Raw genomic sequence first — 20,427 nt, forward strand, 5'->3', positions numbered from 1 at the left:
ATTCTTTTGTCCAAATCTTATTAAAAACTAATACTTGTTCCAAAATTGATTGTCCGGTTTATCGGATACATGTATCCATAAAGTTCAGAAGGGCGCTCAGGGTCTAAACCCTTAACTTTGGTCAGGGTAAACAAGTTATATCCATTCACATAAACCCGTACCGCCTGTACCCCAATTTTCTGAAGCATCGCTTTAGGAAGTGAATATCCAAGTTCTGCGCTCTTTAAACGCAGATAAGCACCATTCTGGATACTCCTTCTTGAATTTTCATTTATCACCGTACCGGTATATGCATAATATCCTTGTATCCATTGGTTAGCAGGATTGTAAGGATCAGCCTTAGGGTCAACAGGATGCCATCTGTCCAGGAACAATTCAAGTGCATTACCATCAAATGCAAGCGGCTCTTTTAAAGCTTCGGGAAAAGAAACATAAGACATTGCTGCGCCCTGGAATAACAAATTAAGGTCAAAACCTTTATAATCAAGGCCAATATTCAATCCAAAATTCAATAGTGGGTAATTGTGCCTTGCACCATCCCCATCAGCACTTGTACTGTTTGGATTGATTGCCGTTGCTATAGGATGTCGGTCAGCATCATCGAACGTGCCGTCTCCGTTCCAATCTTCATAAATATAATCTCCTGGAAGCGTACCACGACCTGTGAACTGGTTGTAGGTAGCGATTTGCTGGAAAGACTGAAACTGTCCCAAATAACCAAATCCGAACCAGACATCATTATACCTGTTTAGGGTACTATTTCTCCAATTTAGCTGAGAATTTCCCGCTCTTGCCTGCTCATCATAAATAATCCTTGTCCTTGTAAGCCCTACGTTCCCACTGATATTGTATCCGAGTGCTCCTATTTTATTCTTGTGGGTTAAGGCAAGTTCCAGGCCCCTTGTTTCATCACTGTTTAGATTTTCCTGGGGCATATTTGCTCCAAAAGATCCTGGCACAGTTACAAGACGGTTGTCCAACAGTCCAGTTCGGCTGCGTTTAAAAGCCTCAAATGTGATTCCGAGTTTTCCCTTCCATAAATCTGCATCTAAACCTATATTGGTTGTATTAACTTCTACCCATGTTAAATCCGGATTGGGTACTGCTCTAAAGCCAACAGAATTGATAAATTCATCGTTAAATATGTAACCTCCGCCCAATGCCTGCAAATTTCCAGCAAAGGGATAATTATAACCTGAAAGAAACTGATATGCAACACTGCCATCATCCCCCATTTTTCCGTAAGAAGCACGGATCTTAAGGTTATTGATAAAAGCTAATGAAGAACTGTTTTTCATAAATGGCTCCTCAGATATACGCCATCCCACAGACCCGCCCGGAAAAAACCCAAATTGATCTTTTTTAGAGAATCTTGAAGAGCCGTCGTATCGGAAACTGAATTCCCCAAGATATTTTCCGGCATAGTCATAATTCAACCTGCCTACCAGTGCTTTTGTAGCAAACTTGGAAACTCCATTTTGGTTTGTATTGGCCAATTGGTTTTTAGACTTTCCTGCAAACAGATATTCCAAAGGCAGGGCCAATTCACGCTGCGCGAAAAAATTATCAGCTGTAGAATTACTTTCTTCATAAAGAACGAGTGCATTTACATTATGCTTTTGAATACTTTTAACATAATTCAGCGAAAGCTGCATTAAAGAATTAGGTGTCGTATTGAAACTTCTGCGTAGCTGGTCAGGTCCATTTTTAGTAGTTGCGGCGTATGTATTACTCGCGGCATTATAGTCATAAACACTATATGATTTCGCATAATCGGTGTTATTGTTAATTTTTGCATCATACGAAAACATTCCCCTAGCAGTTAGCCCTTCAATAAAGGGCACCTGGTAATCCAATGAAAATTGACTTTGAAGCCAGTTGTTCTCATCCTTTTGGTAGCCTGAAATTTCACTATCCGAATTGGCTGTAGGATGTTCGAATGCCAGCTTATTGAGATAATCAGGATTATTATTGGCAAAGAATAGTTCATTTGGTTGCGCTCTCCAAAGTTGGGAAAAAAGCTGCCATGATGGTACTTTTGGATTCATTTTTTTCTCCAGGATACCATTTAATTTAAGGGAAGCTTTCAACCGTTTTGAAATCTGGGCATTTAGATTTGACCGGAGGTTATACCTGTCATAATTTAACGAATTACTTTTCCATATCCCCCCCTGCTTGGCATATCCCAAATTAATGAAATAATCTATTGAGCGATCAGCTGAACTACCGCTCACACTAAGGTTTTGCTGATATTGGGGCGAATAATCACGCATGGTTGCATCATACCAGTCCGTACCTATTTTGGTTCCATTAAGGTATGGGGCAAAGTCATCATCATTATAGGTAAGTATAGGGCCGTCAACTTTATGCATACTTTTTTCGTTCATTAGGGTAAACCGGTCTATCACTCCTACAGGTTTTGGCAGGCCAATCGGGGTCTGGGTACCATAAAAACCTGAATAAGTGATCTCGGGCCGTCCGCTTTTTCCTTTTTTTGTTGTTACCAAAACCACACCATTAGCAGCCCTTACACCATATACGGCCGCGGCTGCATCCTTAAGGACAGAAACGCTTTCAATTTCATTGGGATCAAGGCGGGTAATATTATCGCGAGGTACACCATCAATAATAACCAATGGATTACCAAATCCCCGGATGTCAAACTGATTGTTAAAAACACCGGGTTCGGATGTTCTTTGGACTACCCGCAGTCCGGGAATTTTACCGGTAAGCATATTTTGGAGGTTCTGGGTTTTCGTAGTTGAAATCTCAGCGTTGGAAACAGAAGATACAGAGCCCGTTAAAGTCGCTTTTTTCTGTGTTCCATACCCGACCACGACCACTTCCCCAAGGGCATTGTTGTTTTCGGACAATGTAATGTTCACAGATCCATTTCCGGGAACCTTGATTTCTTTACTTTCGAATCCGACATAGGAAAATATCAAAATTGCCCCATTCGGCGCTGAAATGGAAAAACCACCATCGGTTCCTGACGAGGTTCCTCCGGTACTTCCTTTTACCTTTACCACCACTCCGATAAGTGGCCCACCTTTGGCATCAGTCACTTTACCCTTTACAGCGATATTCTGCGCATATGTAAATGTCGCGATACAGCATGCGAGCAGGAGAAATAATTGTTTCTTCATACTTGTATTGATTTATACTTGGTTAATTGATTTGGCTAAATAAAAATTTTTGATTAAAAAAGACTTAAAAAAGCCTTAATAATATAGGAATGCATATTTTTTTTCAATAATTAGCATATAGATCGCTTTCCGGAATCCACCAAAACATCGGCTTACATCAATTTCCAGTTAGAACCGTAATAAGCACGTTCAAGCTTTTGTATATTCTGTTTCCCATCTTCCCTCAAAAACAAATCCTTCAAATCTCGATAAATATAGAATTGGAGCCAATACCCATTGTTGTATTTTTGACTCAAGGATACAGCCACCATCCATTTTGCATACCAGCTTAAATTCAGTCCATACTTTTTTGCTACAGATATTGCCAACTGCGCATTATTCCACATTCCTTCTGAAACGTTTTTTTGCATTTGTACATAATCTTCATATTTAAATTTCGAAATATCGATTACCTGTGAAGAATCGGATAGTCCCAATACACTCAGTTCAATTGAATCTTCAAATACTTTATCTCCATCGAGATCAAAGAGCATTTTATCCATGAAACCATTATTATCAGTATCTTCATATTTAACGGTAGCGAATTTCCCAGCTTCCCTGTTCAGAAATTTACGGTCCCATCCCTGGTATAACGATGCATTCTGATCAATTCTCCAGGCACCCCATTCCGCACCGAATAAGTGGATCCTACCATCAAATTTGCTGATATATAGTTTCCCATTACCAGAGTTGTCCATATCCCATTCTCCCCTATCACCAGCAACATCCGCCTGAACATTATTATCAAGCCCACCTTTTCCTGTTCCGGACTTAAATGGATCTAATGGATCAAGTAGCTCAACCCTTTCCCAGCGGTTGCAGTCATCATCTTCATCGTAGACAAAATAGACCTTACTCCATTTTCCCTTATTAAAGGTCAAGTCAAGTGCTTTATCATGATCTGCATAGATCAGCTCATTCATCTGCCGCCAGCGGGGATCGAGAAAAAGTGAGTCAGCAGCCGGTAGTCCACGCATATTCTTTATTTTGTGCACCTGATCCATATAATTAAACCCCTTTCCCCTAAAATTTATGGTGAAATCAAAATCAAACTCATTTCCAGGTCCGTTATCATTATCGCTATCAATACTAATCGATACCCAGTCTATTGTCCCTTTTTCGTTAACCTGATAATAACCAGGTTTTTGCTCCCCCAATTTTATATCAGGTGAGTCGACAAGTCTAACCGCCATTTCGCTAAGCCCATCCTTATCCGGATCGTAAAACAGAAATGGATTTTCCCAGTTTAGCCTGAGATCCTTCATGGTATTAGTTGCTACGTGTATTTTTATGAAAGTACTCTTACCACTGTAATCAAGAAAAAAATCAGAAATTCCGTACTTATCCCATGCCTTTATCTGAAAACTATTCCAATCGATGTAATTGAACACATTATCTTCATCCGTATCGAGCACCCACATATAATGTCCATTCGGCCAGGGATCGTCACGTTTGCTTTCCGGATATTCAACCAAGACCTGCATATCAGCCTTCCCGTCACCATTACTGTCCGTCCAATCAATGATAAAATCGCCCATGTGCCCATATTTCCCATCCTTATTTCTATCAATCAGAACGCAATCACTGTCTGTATCCCCTTCCATATCAGTCCAGGCCATATCATCATCATCATCTATCCAAAGCACCGGTATATTATTTTTTGTGATCGAATAAAGCAGGTCCGGATCGCCGTCATGGTCAAGATCAACCAGTTTTGGCTTATAGCCGATTGGCGGAGGTGGTAGCCGGAGAGCATTTACCATTAAATTACTATTCCAATATTCTTTATCCAGTCGGCCACTCTTGGGATTTTGTCCGTAAACTATGGCACCGCTACAGCAAAAAATAAGTACCTGTAAAATAATTAGTTTATAGAAATAAGGTCCGGTCAGGAAAGTAAAAATTTGATTTGAGAATTTTAATTTCATATTTATTTTTTTTAGCAGACCTTAAAGATTACGGAACCTAAATATTATTCTATAATCGGTCTAGCCTGCGAAAAAAGAAAACATGCTTAAAAAATGCTTAAAATATTGTTAATTGGTTGTCCATTTATAGAAATTTCTATAATCGGCAAAACTCCCCTTATGAATTAGCCAAAAATAGTTATCTTAGCGCTAACTGCTAAAAGGGCGAAATTGCAGTGTGCTATCTCAGACAAACTAACCAATCAAACAACAAAAACATCTTAACATATTGTTTACCTTATTATTATGGGATTAAAATTCTACATACTTTGTTTTACATTTCTTTTCTTACCATTTTCCTCTCTGCTTGCACAAAATTATGGACTGTTTTTTCAAGGTCATGAAACCATTCCAGAAAAAAGGACCGGTCTGGATTTGGGAGCTGCGACACCATTATGTTTTGATAAAAATTTTGAGATTTCGTTCGATCTCTCCTTTATGACAGGATATACCGATTATTTCGGTTACATTTTCAGGGTGATAGATAAACAGGGGCGCAATATAGACCTCATTTATGACAAGCGCTTTTTAGAAAACAAACATTTGAAATTAATCATTGATGAAAAAGTTTCCAATATTGCTTTTGATATAAAAATCAATAAACTCTTCAAGCAGTGGTATAACATTAAACTCAGGTTTGATTTAGATAAACAAGAACTCGTACTTTCTGCAGACGGCAAGGTTTACAGGGAAAAGATCAAGTTAAAAGCTGATTGCTACCAGATATTTTTTGGGGCAACCGATTTCAAGGAACATGAGGTGCGCGATGTGCCCCCGATGAAATTGAAGGACATTAAAATAACAGATGATGATAGGCTCCTATATCATTGGCCCCTGAACGAACATTATGGGGAAAACCCGTCTGAGGTGATAGAAAAAAAGAGTGCGGATGTGGATAATCCGGTGTGGATCAGAAGACTTCACCATGATTGGAAATTAATGCAGGAGATTTCTATCACAGGTCCTGCAAGCGTAGCATTTGATGCTGTACAGGAACGTTTATTTGTGGTTACAGAGCGTTCATTATACATCCACAACCTCAATACCCATAAAACTGAGATCGTTCAATACAGCGGTGGTCCGCGTCCTCTTTTACCCGGGAACCGATCCTATTATGATATAAATTCGGGGGGGCTCATAAACTTCTACACCGACCAGAAAATGGTCAGTGTTTTTAATTTCATTTCGAAAAACTGGGACAAAAGAATTAAAACCCCGGATGTACCAACTAATTATTGGCATCCAAACTATTTTTATTCCAAGATGGACAGTACGCTTTATATCATAGGTGGTTACGGGCAATACATGTATAAGAAAGATGTACAAAGCTATAACTTCAAAGCTAAAACCTGGGAGAGACCGGATGTCAAAGGGGAATTTACCCCCAGGTATCTTGCTGCCCTGGGAGCAAGCCAGGGCGGTGCGTATATTCTGGGTGGTTACGGCAGTTCTACGGGACAACAGATCTTAAACCCCAAAAACATTTATGACCTGACTTATTTCGATGTTAAAAAAAGAACGTTTAAGAAATTATATGATTTTGTGCCTAAAGAAGACGAGTTCGCTTTTGCGAATTCAATGATAATCGACGAAAAGGACAAATCCTATTATGCACTCACCTTTGCGAACCATGTTTATAATTCATCATTGCGGCTTATCAAAGGATCATTAACCTCACCTAAATTTGAGTTTGTGGGAAACAAAATCCCGTATACATTCCATGATATAAATTCATTTGCCGATCTCTATTATTCTCCCGCAGACAAGAAACTCGTGTCAGCACTGCTTTTTTACGATCCGGCAGAGAACCGCACTTCTGTTAAAATCTACAGCTTGCAGGTACCAGCGGAGGCTTATCTTTCATCCGCAGAGAGTCAATCTGCCTTAATCAAATCTAAATGGTATCTACTGTTTTCTCTCGTTCCCCTGCTTGTTTTAGCATTTATTTTTTACAGGAAGAAGTTTAAAAATAATAAAACCAAACAGTTAGGTACCACGCCTGCAATCTCACGGCTAATAGAAGAAAACGAGGAATTAAATGAAGAACAGACTGTTCAGCAAGAGGCCGAAGATATCAGGAATACGATTTTTCTTTTTGGCAACATGCAATTATTTGATAACCAGGGCAAAGACATTACCAAACAATTTACCCCTGTTATTAAGGAATTATTCCTGCTGATACTGCTTTTCACAATAAGGTGGGAAAGGGGGATTAGTTCCGAAAAACTGGAAGAACTGCTTTGGTTTGATAAGCCAATTGATAGCGCGAGGAATAACAGGTCTGTAAATATTGCTAAAGTCAAAACCCTTATTGAGGGCCTGGGTGAGTGTTATATCTCAAAGGATACAGGTTATTGGAAAATAAAAATCGATCACAGTAAACTTAGGATCGATTATACCGACTATCAGAATATCATGATGGGAAAGAAGAAAATCAGCAAGCAAAATTTACATGACCTAACGGCGATCATAAGCCGTGGAAGTTTTCTTTCCAATACCGAATATTCATGGGCGGATACACTAAAGTCAGAAATCTCAAATGAGATCATTGACACCTGCCTGCGCACAGCGGCAGGAATAAATATTGCCGATGATCCTGAATTCCTGATCAGCATCGCAAACTGCGTTTTAAACTGTGACCCAGTTAACGAGGATGCTATTGCCATCAAATGTAAAACTTTGGTCTTTCTGGGCAAACACTCGATTGCCAAATCCATTTTCGAGAATTTCAATAAGGAATACAAATCGATTTATGACCAGAGCTTCAACAAGACTTTTCAGGAACTGCTTGGGTAAGCATATGTTTTAAGATTATGATTTCATAAATCCTTATAAAAACAGGCAGGAGTATAGGCCTACTCCTGCCCGTTTAAAAAAATTAAGCACGCTTCATATATATTTCAGGTTAAAATCCTTTAGTTCAATTGTTATCTTGTATCCAAGGCACAATTTGCTATAAAGTCCAAAAGATAAACACGCATTAAACCTTTTATCGGAGCGGGCCTTCCGAGCTACGGATTATAGGTTCTAACATAGGATGCCAGTAATAATGTCACAAAAACCAGCATGCTTTTATGCATCATTTGCTCAATAAATTTGCGATTTGAACAGTTTATTGTACAGGCCGGTTACTTGTTGGTTTTCCAAAATTATAGTTGGGTTTATCCCCCATCGTAAATATCATTCTTCCCCCATTTACGATATCTTTATGCGTTATATAGCTGTTCTCATACTTTTTTCCATTCAGGGAAATGCCCTGAACATAAATGTTTTTTGCACTATTGTTTAATGTCTCGACAATAAATTTTTTTCCACTCTCCAAATGAATTGTCGCTTTATCAAATATTGGACTTCCAATAGCATAAATCCCTGATGAAGGAAATACGGGATAAAAACCCAGTGAAGAAAACACATACCATGCTGACATCTGTCCGCAATCTTCATTACCAATTATCCCATCAGGACGGTCATGGTACATATCTTTTACGATGTGCCTTATCTTTTCAGCCGTTTTCCACTGTTCTCCTGTATAATTGTAAAGGTAAGGAATGTGGTGCCCAGGCTCATTTCCATGTGCATATTGTCCGATAAGTCCGGTCATATCCGCTAAGGCGCCTTCCTCCTGATAGGGGAGGCTAAAAAACTTATCCAGTCTGTGGTTAAACTCTTTTTCCCCACCAAGCAATTTGATTAAACCGGGTATATCCTGAGGTGCCAACCAGATGTATTGCCATGCATTTCCTTCAGCATATAAATTATTCTTGGACTTAAGTGGATCAAAATCTGGCGCCCAGCTACCGTCTGATCGCTTTCCTTTGAGAAATCCATCAGATGGATCAAAATATAGTTTATAATTTTCAGATCTTTTCTTAAAATAATTATAATCTTCTGTCTTACCCATTTTTTTTGCCATCAGGGCGATACTTCCATCTCCTATTGCATATTCGAGTCCCTTGGCCACAGCCCTGCTTTCTTTATCTGTTGGTATCGGTTTAAAATCCTTTACATACTGCAGTCCTAAAGTATCGATCATAGAGGAAGTTTTTAGTGCCCTAAAAGCCCGTTCCGCATCAAATCCCTTGATCCCCTTTAAATAGGCTTCAGTAACAATCTGCCTGCTGCTCATCCCTACCATCGTGCCTGTTTCAAATCCCATCAAATGCCATATGGGTAATTTCCCTTGCTGGTCATTAATAGCGAGCATAGAATTGATCATATCACTCACCCGCTCTGGCTGCGTGAGTATGAAAAGCGGATGTGCCGCCCTGTAGGTGTCCCAGGTAGAAAATACACTATAATTTGCAAACGCTATACTTTTATAAACCTTTTTGTCTGTTCCACGGTAGTCTCCATTATGGTCATCAAATAGTGAGGGATTGATCATGGTGTGGTATAATGCAGTATAAAAGATTTTCTTTTCTGCGATATTATGCGTTTCCACATTAAGCTTTGCAAGTTCTTTTTCCCACTTATCTTCGGCTGCTTTAACTACATGGTCAAAGTTCCAGTCAGGAACTTCAGCGGTGATATTGGCAAGTGCATTTTCTGCACTCACGGGTGAAATGCCTATTTTTAGTTGCAGCAGTCCAGGAGCTCGTTCAAAACTTATCAACCCTTTAATGGCTTTATCTTTACCGGACTTTCCCTGGATCAGCTTGTCGCCATTATACACTGAGAAATCTTTTATTGCTATCGAGGACTTTATTGCAAAATAAATCAGCTGGGTTTTCGCCCAACCCGAAGAAGCACGGTACCCTTTAAAAGTGAAATCATCTACCTGTTCAATATAGGTTTCGGTAGAACGGTCGTTAATTCCTTCTTTAAGATCGATGATTACCCGGCCTTCTTTTCCTGCGGGAAAGTGATATTGATGAAAACCAACACGTTCTGTGGCAGCTAACTGCACATTTACACCGTTTGCAAGTTTAACGGAATAGTACCCGGGCTTTGCCTGTTCATCTTTGTGTGAAAATAAAGAGGCATATCCGCTACCAGGTAAGGTTTCCTGACCCTTATCTGTTTTTATTGCCCCGGTATAAGGCATTATGAGTATATCAGAAAGATCGCCTATCCCAGTCCCACTTAAGTGGGTATGCGCAAAGCCCCTGATCACACTATCCTGGTAATTATAGCCTGAACACCAGTCCCAGCCTTTATAAAAATTGTCCGGTCCTAACTGAACACCTCCAAATGGAACACTTGCACCAACAAAAACATGTCCATGGGAACCTGACCCGATAAAAGGATCCACAAATGATGTTAGCCGTTGTGCGGCAACGGTGTTTCCCGTAAGTAATAAAATGGCAACGACTATACAAAGTTTAAATCCTGCCGCATTTTTTTTTTCTAGATATTTGGTTCATAAAATTGGTTAAATTAAAAGAGCTATTTTTGGGCAAAGAAAGATCGTAACCTTAATTCGCGCTTAATAAATCCTTAATTATACCGGTTTCACCAAATTATTAGTTCAAGCTTTTACCAAGTGGCCTACAAATATAGCCCGCAGTTTTATGACTATAACCTTATTCTTTAATTTACCTGTGGTTTACTTTATAAAGTTTATGGCCAAACCAGAAGATTACCAGATAGCAAATAATAGGCGTATAATAGGCATTGGCAATTCCTGCCCGATCTGCTACCGCTCCCATGATAAAAGGGAAGAATGCCCCACCAACTACCCCCATGGATAAAAATGAGGCAGCTTGCTGTGTACGCCGGCCAAGGTTTTTAAGGCCAAGGCTAAAAATAGTGGGGAACATAATGCTGAAAAAGAAGTTGATCATCAATAAGGCAATGAAGGATATCAGACCAAAACTCTGCGCGACTATAATGCACATCACGATATTACCAAGTGCAAAGCCGGCGAGCAGTTTGTTAGGTGCAATGATCCGCATTAAAAAAGTACCTAATATACGGCCGGCCAACATTATACCCATAAAAACGATCATAAAATATCCTGCCCGGGAATCGCTAAAACCCATTTTCTCGTGCCCGTAATTAATAAAAAACGCCCATGTTCCTGCCTGTGCGGCAACATTGAAAAACTGGGCCACAACAGCCCATATAAAGTGTTTATGTTCAGATAACTTTTTATCAGGCGCCAAATCAACATTTACTGCATCATTAACTGCACCAATGTGAGGGTCTGTAAGGGCAGGTATCCTAACAAAAGAAAAGGCTATGGCAACCAGTAAAATTACTGCCCCTATCACAGCATACAATATTTTTACAGAGGTGAGATCAGTGCCTCCGGTAACATTATTGCTTAACAGAAAAAAACTTCCGATTGCGGGCCCAAGCATTGTTCCAACAGCGTTAAAAGTCTGGGCAAAATTGATGCGCAAATCGCTGGTACGCTGGTCGCCAAGTGAAGCTACAAATGGGTGTGCTACGGTTTCCAGTGTAGACAGGCCGCAGCCTACTATAAACAGGGCAATACCGAAAAAGGCAAACGAAGATATATTCGCTGCCGGAACAAAAAGGAAGGCTCCAAACGCAAAAAGTAATAAACCCAGTAGCACGCCGTTTTTATAGCCAAAATGTTTCATGAATAATCCAGCTGGGATGCCCATTATAGCATAGGCTCCGAAAACAGCAAATTGCACAAAGGCCGATTGTGTTCTGGTCAGGCTCATGGTGTGTTGAAAGTGTTTGTTCAATACGTCAGCCATAGTAATGGCTATGCCCCAAAACATAAAGAGTGAGGTAACAAAAATCATTGTGAGCAAAAATTTTCTATCAGTAAATGCTACTTTTGTTCTTTTTAATTCATTCATTTTCATTTATAAGGCTATGGGTAAATGATCACAATCGGGGTTCGCATTCTGTGCCTTTAAGTAAGCTATCAAATGAGAAAAAGATAATCTTGAATATCATGTTATCAATTATATTTGATACTATCAGGGTTTCCTTTCTCCCCAGGACACCTGTTGACCAGTAAGTTCAACTGGCCTTATGTCGGTATCAGGAATATGTTCCCCAGTATATAAGAGAATATGTTCACCTTTTTTCAAGGTAATTCGAACCGTGCCTTTACCCAGATCGACAATAGTTCCAGGTTTTGTATTTGTTGCTTTAACAGGTTCTTGAAAACCAGTTTTAATGATACAGGGCTCCCCTTTAAGACTTTCTATTACAATAAAAGCCGTTTTTCCTGCTTTCCTTCGGGCACTAACAAGAAACGCCCCTTCTGCCCTTAGGTCAGCAAAAGAAATATTTTCCCATACTGACGGTGCTCCGGGGAAGACCCTTATCGTGTCACCATAACTGGTCATCAACATCTCCTGCAACGTCCTTCCATAGGCTAATGGGGTTTCAATGACCGGCGAACCTTCCCGGTAAAGCGTGTTTGCCTGAGGTGATTTTTTAAGAAAGGTACGCAAAAAGCCCAGAGCCTCATCGCCCCTGCCGCCCGCTTCCAGAATAGAAGCGGCCCCCAACCAAGAATAACCGGCAAACGCTTCTGGCATTGATATCCAATTCTCCAATGATTTTTTTATCAATGGTGCATGGGTTGGATTGTTCCAGGTATATTCATGAAACGGATAGATCATAAATAAATGGGACCAATGCCTGTGCGATTTAACAAATGGCATGTTTTTCCCAACCATAAACCCTGTTTTATCTTCGATTTCATAGGGCGTAAGCCTGTCTAAAGTCTGTCTGCAGTCTTTTACTATGGGATCATTTAGCTTCAGGCGATCATCTGCAATGATTAAAGTATTTGCAAGCCATCGAAGACAAGCAAGCGTGTAATTGCTGTTTTCTACCCCATCAGTATATTCTGGAGAGGCTGTCTTGGGTAATGATAAAGCTCCGTCCGGGGCAACAATCAGTATATGCCGGAGATAATTAAATGATCCTTTCATTAGTGGGAACAATTGCTCCTTAAGGTATCGGTCATCCATAGTACTTCGGTAATACATCCAGAGGTTGTGCATCACCCAGGGTAGATTTCCGACCTCACTACCAACAAGCGTTCGTCCGTTAGGCCCAGTGGCACGGCCAATCGCATAGGAATCACTTTGGTACGGTATGGCATTTTTCCCCAGATTATACCGGTCATCCCATACTGTTCTCGCCAAAGGTTCAGCCTCATCCAAGTGATTGGACATATAAAATGGCCAATAGGCAAGCTGTATGTTGAGGTTCCACCAAATGGCAGGCCAAACTGTTGGCCTAAACCAAGGCCCCATCAGGTCTAATATCGGGCCACCTTTTCTGGAAGCAGATCCCATTTTATACATCTGTATCCAGTAAAAACTTTCCATGGCGCCATCAGGTACAGATATAAAGCTTTTTGGATAATAATCATGCCACCACTTGCGGTGGACATCCTGTAAAACTGATATACCGCTTTTTTTTGCTTTTCTGATGAGATTGACTGCTTCTGCATCAGCTGTTCTACCAGAATAGGATAAGCCCATACTTATATAATAAGTTGTTTTATTTCCCTGAACCTGCTTGGACCAAGCGGTGGCATACTGTCCCTCCAGTAAGCCTGATGTATTGTACTGATTATCCGATGGCATTTCCTGTATACTTACAGAAATATCTCCCTGATGTTTAATTATCTGTGCAGGATATGGAAGATATCCTTTAGGAGGGTTTTTACGTGTTGACTTGGCTGTATCGGGAACCCATTTTATCTCATGATTAGCATCACCGGTTACTTCTAAAATAATTACATTTCGATCAGCCACAGTAAAACAACGGAGGCTATATTCATTTCCCCCACCTTTTATTTTCCCTGTAGCTTCTGCATCCCAAAGATTAAGCCGCATCGAACCTGCCGGTTTATCCCCACCAAGCTTTAATTCAAAATGTCCGTTTGGCAATCGGTTGTTATAATAAAGTACAGCTTTCCCGTCAATATCGTTTCTATGATCATACAGGTCGCCCCTTGAAACCTCAAAATTAAAAGCTCCCTTATCATTTACCCAGAAAATAGTTCCCAGGCAGCCATTCCCAAGAAAAATACCCCTGTCCCAATTATCGGGCAATTTATTCTTCCATACCATATCGCTACGGTTTAAGAATGTAGGCCAATCAATATTGTTTTTGATTTTAGCGTTTTCACCTATAGTTTGGCAATAAGCGCTTACCCTTAACAGGCACCCGATTATCAATAAAGTTAGTTGACGGTTTTGCATATGAATCCTGCACTATTAAAAAGCTTAATGAAATAACCCATCTTGCTTAGTGAATTAATATTTAATTTATCAAAGGGGGTGACCTGTAGCTTTCAGTATAAAGTTCACGATCGGTTCGGGATTGGGAAGACTATGCGGATGATGTTTGAAGCCAGGTTTATGGATAACAGTAATATTTCCTTTAGCTTCCTTTATTCTTTGCTCAAATAAAAGGGTATTTTCCCTAGGTGATACAGCCTCGTCCGCATCTGCGCAAAGAATGAGTATTGGATATCTTCCCTTAACAATCTGTTCTATCCGGTCAACGGGATTTTTTTTAAAAACCTTCACATCCCCTTCATTTTTTAAACCGTAGTCTTTCATAAAAGCCTGCAGCATTTGATTTTTTCCATCTGAAACTTTAAACATTGTGGCTGCCCAATCTGATACATTTAACAATGGGTTGTCTACATAGACTCCCGCTACTTTATCCGGGTTTTCCGCAGCCCAGTTAAATACATATATCCCTCCACGACTCATGCCTTCCATCACCGCTTTTTTTGCCAGGCCAGATTTGTGCAACATAGCATAATAGTCATTCCATATAGCTATAGCCTCGCTATTCCCCAATAATTCAGCCACATCACAATAAACAACATGGAACCCATTTTGCAACAGCGCAATATCCGTTTGTGGCTCATGTCCCCAAAAACGTGCACGCCATATCCAGGGATGGCCTTTTGCAGCAAATTTTGGTTTTACAACCTTACATGACCTTCCTTTAAAAGAAAAATCAATACATTCATAGCCATAAAAAGATGATTTTTTTATTGGGAATCCAAATGAAGAAGTGATATCATATTCTTTATCACGTTTTCTTACCAGGGTTGAATAGACAGCTTTAGCCATAATACCTGCACCTTCTTTATTAGGATGAATTTTGTCAGGCATCAAACTTTCTTTGTCAACAAAAGGTGAATGCATATCTATAATTTCCCTATTTTCAGTAAAAGCAACCTTTTGAATCCTTGGATTTATTTCCCTTGTTATTTCCCGTTCCCAAATCCCTGCAGTATCTGTAATAAAAGATGGCATTGCTGATAATAATATGATTCTGGGTTTTGAGGGTAGATTCGAAAAAGAATGGATAAAATCCCGATAATCCTCTTCAAAATCATTTACATGAATACGGTTGATCAGCTTACTATCATTTCCTCCCAGATCAATAACTACTATTTCCGGATTCATATCGAGCGCCTGCTTGTATTCCTTGGTATCCCAATACGGCCGATCCCCCTTTTTCAATAAAGTACAACCGCTGACTCCATAATTATAAACAGTGTATGATTGTCCCAGCATGGCCTGCAACTGGGCTGGATAAGCATTTCTCTCCCTATCATCTATTCTTGCGCCATATGTTATACTTGCGCCGATACAGACTACTTTTATGTTCTGTGGTTTTGCACCTAAAAAAGTGAGCAGCAAGATTGCTAAACCAATGGTTCTAATAATTAATACCGAACTTTTCATATTATTACTTAGTGATTTTTCAAAAATAATTTTACATTCCAAATTATCATTACACAAAATATTCTAAAATAATCCCCCGTAGAGGCGCTTTGCCTGCATATCCGATGAAAAAACGGACCGAAATTTCCGAAATCTCCACATCACAATTACCTATTTGTTACGGGCTAGCTAATCAGATAAAAAACCTGTTTCCTGCATCAAAGATGGTTCATTAAGCCTTTTATTAGCGCTGTAAAATGTTAAAACCCATTCCCCACGAACACATTCCCCTTTTGTGTAACCAGATTTTTCGACCCAACTATCTTGATGCCGTTTTTCCCATTATAATCCAGGTAATTATTTATAAGATCGGCATGAAATGAACTACCTGTCAGGTTATCTGGAAAAATGCCATAACCGTCGTTACCTTCCAAAAGGTTTCCGGTAATGTTGACCATATTACTTTCCATGAACCGGATACCAGAACGGTTGTTACGTGCGGCTTCGTTATCAGATAGCTGCACCTCGCGGCAAAAAGATATATCAATCCCATTTCCCCACGGTGAGGTATCAAATCGGCTGTTTTTCACCAGAATAGCTGAGCTGTGATTAAGATGCAGATTATGATGAAATCCGGCACCGGGCACAACACTTGCACCATTATCACTAAAATCACAGTTATTGATGATTACCTTTTTTGCACCACGTATAGAAACACCGTTTTTTGTAAAATTCTGCACGGTGAGGTTTTCTAATTGAACATTATGGATTTGACCTTCTTTTTCTCCCGAGAATAATATACCTTCCCGGCTTGGCGCACTCATGTAAGAGCGCAATCTCCGATCTGCATTAGGATCGTTGTTAGCTACAGGGTTTACCGCTCCCTCTATTAAAAGATCCCGGATCGATATATCGCTCATATTCAGCTCCGCATTGATAATAGTCGCTCCCCTAACCTCTGCTGCCAGTATCAGAACAGATTCCTTGCCCTGACCTGCCAAGGTTACATTACTGGGAAGTGAGAGTGCCTTTTTCAATGTATGGACACCTTTTGTAAGGACGACCCATTTTCCCGTTCTTGAGGCTGCATCAAGGGCCGGCTGTATAGCGTCGCCGGGTGATAAAATAATCGCGTCCGACGGTGGTTTTATCCCAAGCTTGTCAGATGCACCAACTAAACCGGTCACAGCCGGTATGTGACGAATTAACTCTGGGTACTTCTTAGCCGGTTTATTTTGCGAATGGTACCTAAGTCCGCTCAATACCCCAATAGAAGATGAATTACGGGTATGTTCTCGGATAAGCCTGCTGGTGTAAGGCAGATCAAGGCCTTTTTCAATTGTATAATGATCAACTACCGATTCATAAATATCACTGAACTTATCCAGTGCCCGTCTCGAGAGGACACCGTAAACAGGTATGCTTTCATCCCCGGTCATAAACCTGGAAGTATATTCAAATCCAAGCGCTAACCTGTTTGATGCTGTAGCATAAAAGTCAACCCCCTGGGTCCAGGCGACCTGTGCTGCTTTTGCGAACTCTCCAATGCCAAGCTGTACATGTCCCCAGTCGCGGGTAGTCTCTTGTATCTGGCCGCTGGGATAAATATACTTTGTAATGCCTGAATTGCCGGGTCCAAGGCGATAACGGTGTACTGCACTGTCAAATATTTCTGTATTATCAGTGAATATCCCGATGCAAAGTAATGTATTGATAATTGATGCGTCCCAGTTACCGTTTGCTTCGGTAAAAAAGTCTTTTATGGTTGGATAAAAGACAGCAAGCACCATTCGTCTGAAGGCATCCTGATCTTCTTTTTTCCAACCAGCATCAGAATATTTTAGCAGTTCGGCGGCATTCAGAAAATAAGGCCCGCTTAGGCCGACATTTAATTTCGCGTTATTATCGTCAAAATCCCAGAGCACACCTGACCATGCATTTATTATCCGGATTGCCCGATCTGCATAAACCCGCTCTCTGGTAATCTGCCAAAGTAATGCAAAATTATATGCCATTAAAGCACTCTTTGAAAACTCCCGGCCCCCAACACTGTTTGCCCCATACGGACCAACAGAGACATGCGCTACCGGTTCAGGTTTAAAGTCTAGGTGGCTATTCTTTTTAAGCGTGTCGAAAGCATTCTTCCATGGCTGCTTGCCTGAAATAATGTTCTGCCGCATATAGTCCAGATCCTGGCTGTTCTGTAACATACCCGGATGGACAAACTTTCTTTGCGTTTTTTGGCCCGACTGTGCATAGCTGCCGATACTCCCAACAAGCCCGAGCCCACATAGCGCAAGCCAACATTTTAAAATATATACTTTCATTATTTCGTCTCCTGATTACCAGTCTGTCCCAATCCCCAAGTTTTATTGGGAAAAGGTCCCATTTCTAATTCCAGCTTACCACCATTGACTAGCTGTTCATGTGTAAACCACGGCGTATTCAGCACTTCCCCATTAAGCTTTGCACTCTGGATATATTTGTTTACCACAGAACTATTGTTGGCTACAAGTTGAAAGGTTTTACCATTTGAGAGGTCAATTTTAACATCTTCAAATACCGGGCTTCCTATAGTATATACAGGAGTACCGGGACTCAAGGGATAAAATCCCATGGAAGAAAATACTACAAAAGCGGTCATGCCTCCCCCGTCTTCATCCCCTGGAATGCCGAATACACTATCTTTAAACCATAAGTCCAGCAAAAAGCGTATACGTTTTTGGGTTTTCCAGGGAGCATTTGTGTAATTGTACAAATAAGGTATATGAAAACTTGGTTCATTACCCATGGAAAACTCACCAACCAGACCAGTGGCATCCGGAAAGGTACCCTGAAAAGCATACTTACTCCTTCCAAGTGGCTCTCTGAAAAGTTGATCAAGTTTTTCTTCAAAAACCTTTTTGCCACCAAATAGACCAACCAGGCCATTTACATCCTGTTGCACCTGCCATAAATAAGTCCAGCCATTGTTTTCGTCATAATATTCTCTTCCTCCCATTCCCCCGTCAAACTTCGGATCAATATTTACCCAATTTCCTTTACTATCTTTAGGCATGAACATCTGGGATTTATTGTCCCACAAGTTTTTATAATTGCTGCCCCGCAAATTAAATTTCCTGTAGTCGTCCGCTTTCCCCAAGTCTTTTGCAAGCTGCCCCAATGCCCAGTCATCATAACTATGGCCAAGGGTAACTGCTACTGCTTGGCGTTTTTCAAATTTGTCAACAGTCGGTACATATTCTTTTTCACCAATTTGTAACGCAGGAAAATATCCCTTGTTGTGATATATTTCATCCAATTCAGTCTTGGGTCCGTTTCGCCATGGGATCATGGTAGCCTGGGTTGCATTTTTTACCATCCCTTCATACGCTTTTTCAAGGTCAAAATTTTTCAGTCCCTTGCGGTGTGCATCTAAAAAGCTTATTGTGGAATGAAAACCGTTCATGCAGGCATGATCTCCAAAAAGCACCGGAAAGGTTGGCATCCAACCACTCTGTTCATACATGTTAACATAGGAGTTTAGCATATCTTCTTCCTGCTTAGGATTAAGAATCACACGGAGTGGGTGATGTGCCAGATAAGTATCCCAGGCCCAATCATCCACATAAAACGGGCGTGTAGTCTGATGAACCTTACTGTCAAATCCACTATAATACTGACCATCTTCGGTGATATCAACCATTCGCTCGTAGCATCGGTAAAGCGCTGTATAGAAAGACCGTTTTTGACTGAGAGTTCCACCAGTAGCATGAATCTGATTGATTACTGCAGCCCAGGCATTTTCACCCGTTTTTACCTGTTGATCGAAGCCTACATTTTTTATTTCATTGTCAAAGTTCTTCTTTGCCTGCACCTCACTGATATAGGAAATAGCATACTTAAATTCAACCTGGTGTACATTCTGGGGATACTGTATCCACGCCTTTACTTTATTCCCATCAATTTTACGCCCATTGGAAAGCTTTCCATCCTTTAAAACACCAACAGCTGCCCCACTTGTAAAAGCACCGTACATATATACCTTGATATTTCCATGATAAGTTTCTACGCCTGTTATTTCCTTATCGGATATAAACTTATAGGAACTTTCCCCTTCGTTATAGACATCAAACAAAAGTGCTTTAGGACTACCAACAGGGAATTCGAACTTATATATCCCGGTTTTTTTCCCTACGGTATAGCTTATTTTTACCTCCTGATCAACCAGATAAGTAGAATAATACCACGGACGGTTAATTTCCAGATCATGATCATAAGTCATCTTCTTTTTCCAGCTTTCTTCAGTTAAAGCCTTAGCGGCCGGTTTAACCGAAAATACCTGGCCCAACCTATGTGAAACGATATTTAGCGGGAAGCTCGAAATTTGGTCATCTATAAAGTCTGCTCTTTGTGGAAACATCCTGATCATCTGATTCGGAAGCTGAACAGTTGGACGGGTGGGTTGCAAGAGTTGTCCAACATTACCGATCAGGGGATCTACATATTTTAAATTACCGGCTCCTTCGTAGGATTTCTTTTGGGCCCGGGCATTATTAAAACCGAGCATAATCAGTAGAAAAAATATTGTACGAACAATATATTGCGAATTGAAATTAAACATGTGGTGGCTGAGGTTATTATTATATTTTAATA

9 protein-coding genes are annotated in these 20,427 nt (G+C 40.4%); 1 reads left to right on the forward strand and 8 read right to left on the reverse strand.

Going from position 1 to position 20,427, the window contains the following annotated elements; translation table 11 throughout:
- Positions 1-20: 20 nt before the first annotated feature.
- Together DRW42_RS09790 and DRW42_RS09795 are read right to left on the reverse strand one after the other, a co-directional pair.
- Positions 21-3,146 carry a SusC/RagA family TonB-linked outer membrane protein gene (locus DRW42_RS09790; RefSeq protein ID WP_113948644.1) on the reverse strand — a complete coding sequence of 1,042 codons (3,126 nt, stop codon included), beginning with the start codon at positions 3,144-3,146 and terminating at the stop codon, positions 21-23.
- 152 nt (positions 3,147-3,298) lie between these two features.
- On the reverse strand, positions 3,299-5,113 hold the full coding sequence (locus DRW42_RS09795; protein ID WP_208643534.1) for a hypothetical protein: 1,815 nt from the start codon (positions 5,111-5,113) through the stop codon (positions 3,299-3,301).
- Between the two features lie 477 nt (positions 5,114-5,590).
- Between DRW42_RS09795 and DRW42_RS09800 the strand changes: the two genes are divergently transcribed.
- A complete protein-coding gene (locus tag DRW42_RS09800; RefSeq protein WP_147243708.1) occupies positions 5,591-7,948 on the forward strand; it encodes a Kelch repeat-containing protein in 2,358 nt (785 codons plus the stop codon).
- A gap of 316 nt (positions 7,949-8,264) precedes the next feature.
- On the opposite strand, the gene DRW42_RS09805 is transcribed toward DRW42_RS09800, so the two are convergent.
- The 6 genes from DRW42_RS09805 to DRW42_RS09830 form a co-directional block, all read right to left on the reverse strand.
- Positions 8,265-10,466, reverse strand: a complete 2,202-nt coding sequence (locus DRW42_RS09805; protein WP_113948646.1) for a GH92 family glycosyl hydrolase — start codon at positions 10,464-10,466, stop codon at positions 8,265-8,267.
- 220 nt (positions 10,467-10,686) lie between these two features.
- Complete coding sequence (gene fucP / locus DRW42_RS09810; RefSeq protein WP_113948742.1) at positions 10,687-11,928, reverse strand: L-fucose:H+ symporter permease; 1,242 nt, start codon at positions 11,926-11,928, stop codon at positions 10,687-10,689.
- Positions 11,929-12,051: 123 nt separating this feature from the next.
- A complete protein-coding gene (locus DRW42_RS09815; RefSeq protein ID WP_147243709.1) occupies positions 12,052-14,154 on the reverse strand; it encodes a glycosyl hydrolase family 95 catalytic domain-containing protein in 2,103 nt (700 codons plus the stop codon).
- A 219-nt stretch (positions 14,155-14,373) separates the two neighbouring features.
- Positions 14,374-15,813 (reverse strand): GDSL-type esterase/lipase family protein, encoded by a 1,440-nt coding sequence (locus DRW42_RS09820; protein ID WP_113948648.1) that lies wholly within the window; start codon positions 15,811-15,813, stop codon positions 14,374-14,376.
- Positions 15,814-16,052: 239 nt separating this feature from the next.
- The gene (locus tag DRW42_RS09825) at positions 16,053-18,119 is read right to left on the reverse strand and encodes a right-handed parallel beta-helix repeat-containing protein (protein ID WP_113948649.1); all 2,067 of its coding nucleotides are present in this window, start codon (positions 18,117-18,119) and stop codon (positions 16,053-16,055) included.
- Positions 18,119-20,395, reverse strand: coding sequence for a GH92 family glycosyl hydrolase (locus tag DRW42_RS09830; protein ID WP_113948650.1), 2,277 nt, complete (start codon positions 20,393-20,395; stop codon positions 18,119-18,121). The genes DRW42_RS09825 and DRW42_RS09830 overlap by 1 nt, the downstream gene beginning before the upstream one ends.
- Positions 20,396-20,427: the final 32 nt, after the last annotated feature.

Source organism: Pedobacter miscanthi, from assembly GCF_003315595.1.
In the GTDB taxonomy this organism is placed as follows: Bacteria; Bacteroidota; Bacteroidia; order Sphingobacteriales; family Sphingobacteriaceae; genus Pedobacter; species Pedobacter miscanthi.